This window comes from Xanthomonas sp. 3075, assembly GCF_014197275.1.
In the GTDB taxonomy this organism is placed as follows: Bacteria; Pseudomonadota; Gammaproteobacteria; order Xanthomonadales; family Xanthomonadaceae; genus Xanthomonas; species Xanthomonas campestris_B.
This window is the reverse complement of sequence record NZ_JACIFI010000043.1, coordinates 1-8,249: the sequence shown is the minus strand read 5'-3', so window position 1 is coordinate 8,249 and position 8,249 is coordinate 1. Positions and strand designations below refer to the sequence as shown.

The following is an 8,249-nucleotide window of genomic DNA, read 5'->3' as shown; positions in this document are numbered from 1 at the left end:
TGACACCGGCTGCGTATGCCCAACATCTGGCAAACACCGATATCATCAGCCCTGGACTCTAAACCAGGCCGCTACTCAGGGCGGGGGGATGTCGCGCCCCTCCCATAGCGTACCAGTGCGCCCGTGGCGGCCATTGAACAATGCGACGTAGTTTCGTCCAAGCCGCTGCATCAGTTGCCCGATCCGTCCCGCATCAGGTGGCGTGACTAGCAAGTGCACATGGTTGTCCATCAATACGAAAGCATGCAGCTGGCAGCCTGTGGCGTGCAGGGCCTCATGCATCAGCTGCAGATAGCGCAATCGATCGCCATCAGCCAGAAAGCAGGGCAAGCGGTTGTTCCCGCGCTGCACGATGTGCTGCGGGATGCCGGGAAGGTCGATGCGTGGAAGGCTGGCCATGGCACAAGACTCGCAGCCCGGCGTTGGTGCTGATATCGAGGAAACCTCTCGAGAGCTGACGACGTAGCCTGAAATTTGTGAAGGAAGTGAACCTGACCCCGTTGGTGCCGTTGGTGACCCCATTGGTGCCAAGATCACGGCCTGCGCTGGCGCGTTGTTCATGTCGGTGATGGAAGCATGCATCCCAGGCCATTGGTCCAAAGGCTGACGACCTAGTCGCGCGTCTATTCGTCCTCTTGGTATGCGGATCATGTTGTTGTTATTGTCTTACCATCGTTTCAAGGCCACTAAGGGTGGATCAGAGGAGTTGCCGATGTTTTGCACGGAAAATTATCGACTCCGACCGCTGCATACGTTGCTTTCCGTAGCGATGGTGCTGACCACTTCATGCTCAAGCGCTGCGCCCGCGGCCAAAGCTCCCTCCTTTTCTGGAACATGGGGATACGCAAAGAAGTGTGATTCCGGGCACTTTTTGGGCATCACGTTGGAGCAACATGGTTACCACGTAACGGGTGACTGGAGTGAAGGCACAAACTCTCGCGGTGGCGATGGGAAACTCGAGGGAGACGTACGCGAGGCAAAGCTATACGTTCGCTACTGTAGCGACGACGGAGAGGCCGGATACTCGGCCTGCCCTGTTTTTTCCGGAAACGAAGATTATTTCATTTTTGAAAATGGGACGTTGGTTCGCTATCAGAAATATGGCTCCCGCTATGAGCGTGATGTTGTCCTGCATCCCAGTAAGAAAGGACAAGAAGTACCTTTTGATACGAATTGCATGGAGGACGAGCAATGAGCAGGCTGACGGATCAGGAATTACGCGCAACGCTGTACTTTGCGGTAGGAGTTACATCTGAAAGTAGATATGAATCATACAGCCTTGAAGTTGCCGGTGATAATCCTAGAACGCCGAGGCTAGAGCCAGCTGACAATAGCGGATACACCATCGGTACCATTCAGGTTGATCTGGGTCAGCACTATCAACCTGGCAATCCTAATGGCGAGAACGTTCCCCGGGACTTGGTCAATGCCTATCAGGGATGGGCCGCTATCAATCAGCCGCAAAGTGTGCTGAGCGAAGATCAGGTGTCGCAGACCATCGCGGATCTAGGCCGTAACGGCAGAACGATAAAAAGCGAGTTGGGGCGGCCGCTGGATGCGGAGGTCAAGTCGCGATTGGATCAATTCCTTTCTTCCGATGCGGGTATTAACTGGGTGCATGAGCAAGATGTTACGCAGATCAACAAGATCATGGACCGCGCGATTGCACCTTTGCAGCGAAGCGAACTTTATCAGAATGCTTCGTTGGACGATCAGGTGAAATTGGCAGCCATGGTTGGAAAAGCATTCAATCAAAATGAAGCGCTCACGGCGCCTATGATTCGTAACATCGAAAGAAATCAATACCACTCTGTGGCAGATGTCAGTGTTGCAATCGATGGCCTGAACCCAAGACGTTCGGGACCACTGGACTACTTGGAGTCGGGCCGCGACGGCGCCTTGAGAGGTACCGATGTTGTCAACGCGCTGCGCAACGCGAATCGAGAAAGCCCTCTCTCGACGGCATGGGCGAGTGTCCTGGCTGATCCGCTTGTCAATCCAACCGCCCTCAATGAGGACAGGACGCACCAGAACTTGCCGCACGAGTACCCGGTCATCAAAAACCTGTTCATCCATGACGATCGCGCGGGGCAGTTCATCGGGGCTTTGGATAGAGGTGCGACGCATCAGTACGGTCCTGCGGATCGCGCGCACCCAGAGCGTTTCAATGGGCCAGGCTTCTATGCCGCAGGGAATGACCTGGTCAACTGGAACAAGCATGGGCAGGGCCATGCTTTCTTGAACGGCGAATGGAGCTCTGTCGCGCGCGAGAATCTGTCGCGCGCCCGAAACCAGGATGGCACCACCGATCTTAATGTGCAGCAGGGAGACCAGACGCAACGGCTAATGCATGTGGACCCTCGTGCACCGGAACTTCGTCCCGTTCCGCAACAGCACGGTGGCAGGGCCGGCCCCGACAATCCTGCGCACCCCGATCACGCAATGCTGCTGCAAATCAGGGACGGAGTGCAGCGGCTCGGGAGCCAGGCTGGTGTGCCATTCGATGAGAACAGCGAGCGAGTGTGCAGGAGCCTTCTTGCCGCCTGCAAGGATAATCGAGACCAATACCCGAATGGCTCCAGCACCTCACTATCCGACAATGCATTAACCAGAGTGGATCATGTTGTCGCTGGTCCCGAGCGTCTGTTCGCGGTTCAAGGCGAGTTGAACGATCCCGCGCACCTGCGTGCTCATGTGCCCGTGCAGCAGGCGATGCAGACGCCTGTAGAGCAGTCCGACGCCAAGCTGATGGTGGCGAACCAGGCAATTGCTCAGGAACAAGCGATGACGCAACAGCGCGAGGTGTCCAGAAATCAGGGGCAGTCCTTGGGGTGACGTTTTGGATAACGGGGTCAGGTTAACTTATCAGTCGATGGCGCTCTGCTTGCGGGGCCGATGCGCGGGCCTGATGCCCGCAAAGTGGCGGGTCTTGGCTTCGACCATTGCGCGGAAGGCATCGTGGCCCAATGCTCGCTGCTGCTGTAGATGAAGGCGAATGCTAGCGAGCAGTTCGTCGGAGAGGGCTTCATCGAGCAGGGTACGGTAGGCGTTCGATCGCTTGATCGGGTCGCTGCCAAGCGCAAGCCAACAGGGATGTGGTGTCATTGCGGAGCGACGTCCCCCCACCCTGAGTAGTGGCTTCAATAGCAAAAAGGGTCAGAGTCATTTGTCGCGCTGATGGACAACCACATGCACCCGCTGGTCTCGGCGGATAAGGCTGGCGGAGTGTCTTCGGCGATGCGGCTCAGCGGCCAATCGTATGTGCAAGCCTTCGAAGTCAGGCACCGGCGCAGCGGAACCCTGTGGCAGGGGCGGTTCAAGTCCTGCTTGGTGCAGACCGAACGGTATGTGCTCACGGTCTTGCGCTACATCGAACTCAATCCGGTGCGCGCCCGCATGGTGGCATTGCCAACCGAGTACCGTTGGTCAAGCGTCCACACGCATCTGGGGCGTGGGAAAAGCCAGCTCATCACGTCGCACGAGGTCTATTTGTATCTTGGCTGCGATGCAGCCGAGCGGGTGTCTGTCTATGCAAAATGGCTTCATGCGGGTCTAGCCCGAGAGGACGAACAGTCAATCCGCCTTCACCTCATGCAGGAGCGCGCCTTGGGCGACTCGCGCTTCCAGGCAATGGTGGAGCGTGCATTGGGCAGACCAACAACGTGCCGCCCGCGTGGTCGTCCTGTCGGGGTGACTCAGGTTGGTTAATTGCCTCCGTCCCTTTAAATTCAAGGGCCCCAGCAGATATGCCAGGGCCCCTTCTAATTACTCACCCAGTGTCTGCATTCGGGTGCGCTCCAATTCCTGCCTGAGCACGAACTTTTCGTCCCGCTCGGTTGGACTTGTTGAACTGGCTGTACTTGCGCTCTTGGCACTGCCGCCTGCAGAATTTCCAGCCTGTTTTTCAAGCACGTCTAGGCGCTTAAAGTAGTAGTCGCGATGCTGTTTGCTTACATCTTGCAAACTACCCGAATAGAGTTCGAGCAACCGCTGCTCCTTTGGACTGGGTAACGAGCCTTCGTACCGATCAATGAAGCGGTCTACGACCAAGAGCTTCTTCGGTGAGCCCGGCTTAGAAATGATCCGCTGATCCAAGTCCTGCATGTTTGTGCCGTTGCTTCGATAGGTCGTAACGACCGGACTGCCTGCTCGCGCTGTAATGATGGCGAGATTGTTGAAGAACAGACGGCCGGAGTAATCAACCAGTGCAACAAGCTCCAAGATCCCATCACCATCCAGGTCAACGAACTTGGCTTCGCTAACCGTGGGTTGCACGGTGTCGCCATCAAGGTCGTATTGGACGATAAGCCTCTCAGCGACCCTAGCAAGGTCCGGTGTTTGATTGAGCTTGGCGGCCTGGGATGATTGCCAAGTCACAGGTTTGCCAAGATCGGCGCTCCAAGCGACGAGTGGGGCGGAAGAAGCTATAACGAGTGCGAGTAGTAAGACATTCATCTTCATTGGATTTTCGACCTCACTTCATTGGTGTAATTCACACCCGTCGGGTTGTTCTGGGTGTTGACCACCCAATTCCAGGAACCATCATTGTTCACAGCTCGGTAATACTGATTCTCCAGGCCCGACGCGGCGCCAGGGCCGTAGAGCGTGATGGCCATACTCTCTAGTTCTACTCCGGTTAGCTCGCGAATACCGGGGGCTGCGGTACGCATCCGACGGTAAAGACGCACTGCTGTGCGCATCTTCTCTCGAAAGAGCGTGTCTGCAGAGGCTGTGTTTTCGATCCAACTCCATGCGTTAAAAACGCCTTGTGAGCCAGTAATTGTGCTGCCTGAGGTCGCAACTTGCATCAGCCCTACATGGCTTCCGCCATCGTAGCTCTCTGTCGGCCATAGACCTGCGTGACCATACTTCGTGATTTGCGTGAACTGACGGTAGTTGCTTTCCTGGTTGGCAATGCCTGTGTAAAGACGCGGAGTGGCTCCGTCGGTGTAAAGCGAAACCAGGCGCGTAGTGATGGTGTCATCCGGGATCTGACTGCCCAAGATGTAGACATACTCAACCGGGCATGCTTGCGCTGCGCTGGTCGAAGCTGCAACCTTCAAACGCCCGCCTCGCGACTGATAGTAGAGCTTGTGCGTAGCAGTGCCATTCGTGGTGAAAGTGCTGGTGAGGCCTGGGGAATAACGGGGTCAGGTTAACTTATCAATCGACGGTGTTCGGTTTGCGTGGCCGATGAGCGGGCCTGACGCCCGCAAAGCGGCGGGTCTTGGCTTCGACCATCGCGCGGGGGCGTCGTGGCCCAGAGCTCGCTGCTGCTGTAGATGAAGACCAATGCTAGCGAGCAGTTTGTCGGAGAGGGCTTCATCGAGCAGGGTACGGTAGGTGTTGGATCGCTTGATCGGGTCGCTTCCAAGCGCAAGCCAACAGGGATGTGGTGTCAATGCGGAGTGCCTGCGTTGGCTAGGTTGGCTGAGCAGCTGGACCAGCAATACGCCGCCGGGTTGTCGGTCAGACGAGCACGCACCGGATTGAGCTAAATGTAGCGATAGCAGCGAAGGACGTAGTCCGCACTGTCCACAAGACACGCTTTGTACCGCCCTTCCCATAGCGTACCAGTGCGCCCGTGGCGGCCATTGAACAATGCGACGTAGTGTCGTCCAAGCCGCTGCATCAGTTGCCCGCTCCGTCCCGCATCAGATGGCGTGACTAGCAAGTGCACATGGTTGTCCATCAAGACGTAAGCGTGCAACTGGCAGCCTGTGGCGTGCAAGGCCTCATGCATCAGGTGCAGATAGCGCAATCGATCGCCATCATCCAGAAAGCAGGGCAAGCGGTTGTTCCCACGCTGCACGATGTGCTGCGGGATGCCCGGAAGGTCGATACGCGGAAGTCTGGCCACCTGGCAGGACTCGCAGAAAGGCATTGGTGCTGATAGCGAGGAAGCCCTCCCGAAAGCTGAGGCCGTAGCCTGAAATTTGGGTAGGAAGTGAACCTGACCCCGTTAGCGCCGCCGTTAGCGCCGCAATAGGCAGGCGACGATCACCTCGGCTATGATCTGCCAGCCTTTCGAGCCACGCGCTCGGAACGAAGACCACTTGGGGGTGGGTATGAAATTTCTGACACGGAATGTTGCGTTGCTCGCCATGGCTGCGTGCCTGGGTGGCTGCGGCAATCTCGGCAAAACGATGGAAGAACGCATTACCGATGCGATGCCGCCAGGGAGTGAGGTTCTCGCCGGCAAAGCTGGCCTGGATGCGACGGCGAAGATATTTGCGGCTGATGTTGCGGCGCTGGAATCCGAATATCAGTCAAGGTTGATACGTCGCGCTCGGGAATGCTCGGGGAGTTATGTGCCCTCTTTTCTCTCAAGCGCGCAGGATATCCGCTCTGCGCTGAGCGACAAGGCATGCTTTGTCCGTGCCGATGCGTCGCTCAGCCAATGGCTGGGAATGCGTCGAGCCAGCCTGCTAATCGCCGCTCCGCCGTTGCGCGCTGTCCCCAAATCTCCATTGCAGGTGCTGACGGCGCCTAGTTACATTGCAGATGCGGCATTCGCAACACGGGCTGGCGTCGCCTTGCTGCAACTTGCCGACAAGTACCTGGTGGTGGATATCGGTAGCGGTCAGGTCCTGGCAGAGAGGAATGGTCTCTTCACCTCGGCGACCTTATCACCAAACGGACGGGTGGTGATTTCCAGCAATAGCGAGGGGCGCGTGCAACTCAGTGACACCGAGTCCGGTGACGCGCTCGCGACCTTCTCGATGACGCCTTCGGGAATCCACCTTGTTGGGGATGTAGGTGTGATCTACACGCCACGAAACAACTCCGACCAAAAAATGGGTAACGCGGGGCCTGTGTTTCTGGATTTGGCCAGTGGAAATATACAGTCGCTCCTTCTGTCATCGCCGGGCCTGCAGATGGTATATCCAGTGCCGGGCAAGCCACTACATTTTCTACTGATGGCGTGGAAAACCATTGCAGAAATCGAGCTGCACCGTGATGCTGAGGGATGGACTACGCGAATCCTTTCCGAACGCGAGATGCCGATCTCTGGATGGGGGCGCTCCAACCTTTCGTCCGATGAGGCATTTGCTTTTTCTGTGGCCGGGGGGATCAAACGGATTGCGCTGCCATCACTGCAGGCGTCAAGTATTACGCTATCGCCGCTTATGGCGACGTCTGCAACGACTACGCCGGATCCCGATGCCCTTGTTATCACCGGTTATTTCACCAACGACCCGGAGGGCAGTCGGACATACATTTACTCGATCAGCAAACGCACGCTGGCTGTACTGGACGATGTTCCAGGAGTGGGTAGTCGCGTGCTCTACGTGCCCTCGTTACGCCGCAATGCCGTGGTCAACAACGCGCAGATCAGGTTGGTGGAGAGGTTCCAGTCGCAGCCGCCCGTAGACGTGAATACCTATCTTGAGGTGCGGACACAGGCGATTGCCCAGTTGGTGGCTGCACGTAATGCACAACTGAACCAGTCATTGCTCCGGGCTGCTGAAGTAGAGCGGCATGCAGCAGGCAGGATTCCGATGACAACCGAGCAATTGCGCCTACTGCGCGCAGCGCTATTGCGATCTACTGCAACTAACAGCGCACGGGCGACGGCACCACGTTTGCCGCATGGAGAAATGGCTGAGCTTGGGCGAACCTCGCATATTGAAGCGGTCGGCGTTTACGAGGGGCGTAGAGAAACCAGTACGTCAGGGGCCGGCGCCCGCATCGGGACCGTGCAGGTGCGGGTACGACGTTCGAACAAGCCGATCATCCTGGTGCTGAGCTCGTATGAGTCTGTCCGCTGGATAGTGACGCTTGAGCGGGGCGCCAAGCTGGCAGCAGTGCTGACTAGTGGCTACTCGCAATCGCAAGTGTATGGAGCTGGCGCGGCGCGCATCCATCAGGTGGGAAACGCCTATGCCTACCAGCGAGGCGGCGATGGGTACACAGCGCTCGATGCAGAAGTCGTTGCGATGACCGGAAAATCGATTGAGAAATTCCAGGGCCGCTATACCGGTGAAATGTTCATGATCGGTATGTAATCAGTCCAGTACCTGAGAGCAAGGCAATGCCAAGTTGCCACACGCGTAACTTGTTGGACTCACGGCTTGGCTTGGCGAGAAACGAGGGGTGCTGGCGGTGTAGGGATCGACTAAGCGTTTGGTTCCCAAAATAACGGGGTCAGGTTCTGAGGTATCCCCACGTTTTCCCTAGCTGGATCAGCAAGTTATGCCACTGATCCAGTGGAAACAAGTGCGCGCATGGCGCAGTCTCCAAGGTGA

The 8,249-nt window shown here is 57.0% G+C and carries 9 protein-coding genes; 4 read left to right on the top strand and 5 right to left on the bottom strand.

What is annotated here, in order from left to right:
* Nucleotides 1-75: 75 nt before the first annotated feature.
* Entirely contained in the window at nucleotides 76-399 is a 324-nt protein-coding gene (locus tag GGR62_RS20730; protein WP_184409701.1) for a transposase, read from the bottom strand.
* A 250-nt stretch (nucleotides 400-649) separates the two neighbouring features.
* Here GGR62_RS20730 and GGR62_RS20725 point away from each other — a divergent pair, with 250 nt between their 5' ends.
* Nucleotides 650-1,195, top strand: a complete 546-nt coding sequence (locus GGR62_RS20725) for a hypothetical protein (protein ID WP_260306361.1) — start codon at nucleotides 650-652, stop codon at nucleotides 1,193-1,195.
* Nucleotides 1,192-2,835: an XVIPCD domain-containing protein gene (locus GGR62_RS20720; RefSeq protein ID WP_184409700.1), complete on the top strand. Its 1,644-nt coding sequence runs from the start codon at nucleotides 1,192-1,194 to the stop codon at nucleotides 2,833-2,835. Before GGR62_RS20725 ends, GGR62_RS20720 begins: the two co-directional genes overlap by 4 nt.
* A 30-nt stretch (nucleotides 2,836-2,865) precedes the next feature.
* Here GGR62_RS20720 and GGR62_RS20715 read toward each other — a convergent pair whose 3' ends face one another.
* Nucleotides 2,866-3,105, bottom strand: coding sequence for a hypothetical protein (locus GGR62_RS20715; protein WP_184409703.1), 240 nt, complete (start codon nucleotides 3,103-3,105; stop codon nucleotides 2,866-2,868).
* An 84-nt stretch (nucleotides 3,106-3,189) separates the two neighbouring features.
* On the opposite strand from GGR62_RS20715, the gene GGR62_RS20710 reads away from it, so the two are divergent.
* Complete coding sequence (locus tag GGR62_RS20710) at nucleotides 3,190-3,708, top strand: transposase (RefSeq protein ID WP_260306359.1); 519 nt, start codon at nucleotides 3,190-3,192, stop codon at nucleotides 3,706-3,708.
* A 57-nt stretch (nucleotides 3,709-3,765) separates the two neighbouring features.
* On the opposite strand, the gene GGR62_RS20705 is transcribed toward GGR62_RS20710, so the two are convergent.
* The 3 genes from GGR62_RS20705 to GGR62_RS21360 all read right to left on the bottom strand — a co-directional run bounded on the left by GGR62_RS20705 (nucleotide 3,766) and on the right by GGR62_RS21360 (nucleotide 5,884).
* A complete protein-coding gene (locus GGR62_RS20705; protein WP_184409699.1) occupies nucleotides 3,766-4,461 on the bottom strand; it encodes a hypothetical protein in 696 nt (231 codons plus the stop codon).
* A complete protein-coding gene (locus tag GGR62_RS20700) occupies nucleotides 4,458-5,063 on the bottom strand; it encodes a hypothetical protein (RefSeq protein ID WP_260306357.1) in 606 nt (201 codons plus the stop codon). The genes GGR62_RS20705 and GGR62_RS20700 overlap by 4 nt, the downstream gene beginning before the upstream one ends.
* Before the next feature lie 431 nt (nucleotides 5,064-5,494).
* The gene (locus tag GGR62_RS21360) at nucleotides 5,495-5,884 is read right to left on the bottom strand and encodes a transposase (RefSeq protein ID WP_243391078.1); all 390 of its coding nucleotides are present in this window, start codon (nucleotides 5,882-5,884) and stop codon (nucleotides 5,495-5,497) included.
* A 184-nt stretch (nucleotides 5,885-6,068) separates the two neighbouring features.
* On the opposite strand from GGR62_RS21360, the gene GGR62_RS20690 reads away from it, so the two are divergent.
* Complete coding sequence (locus GGR62_RS20690) at nucleotides 6,069-8,009, top strand: hypothetical protein (RefSeq protein ID WP_184409698.1); 1,941 nt, start codon at nucleotides 6,069-6,071, stop codon at nucleotides 8,007-8,009.
* Nucleotides 8,010-8,249: the final 240 nt, after the last annotated feature.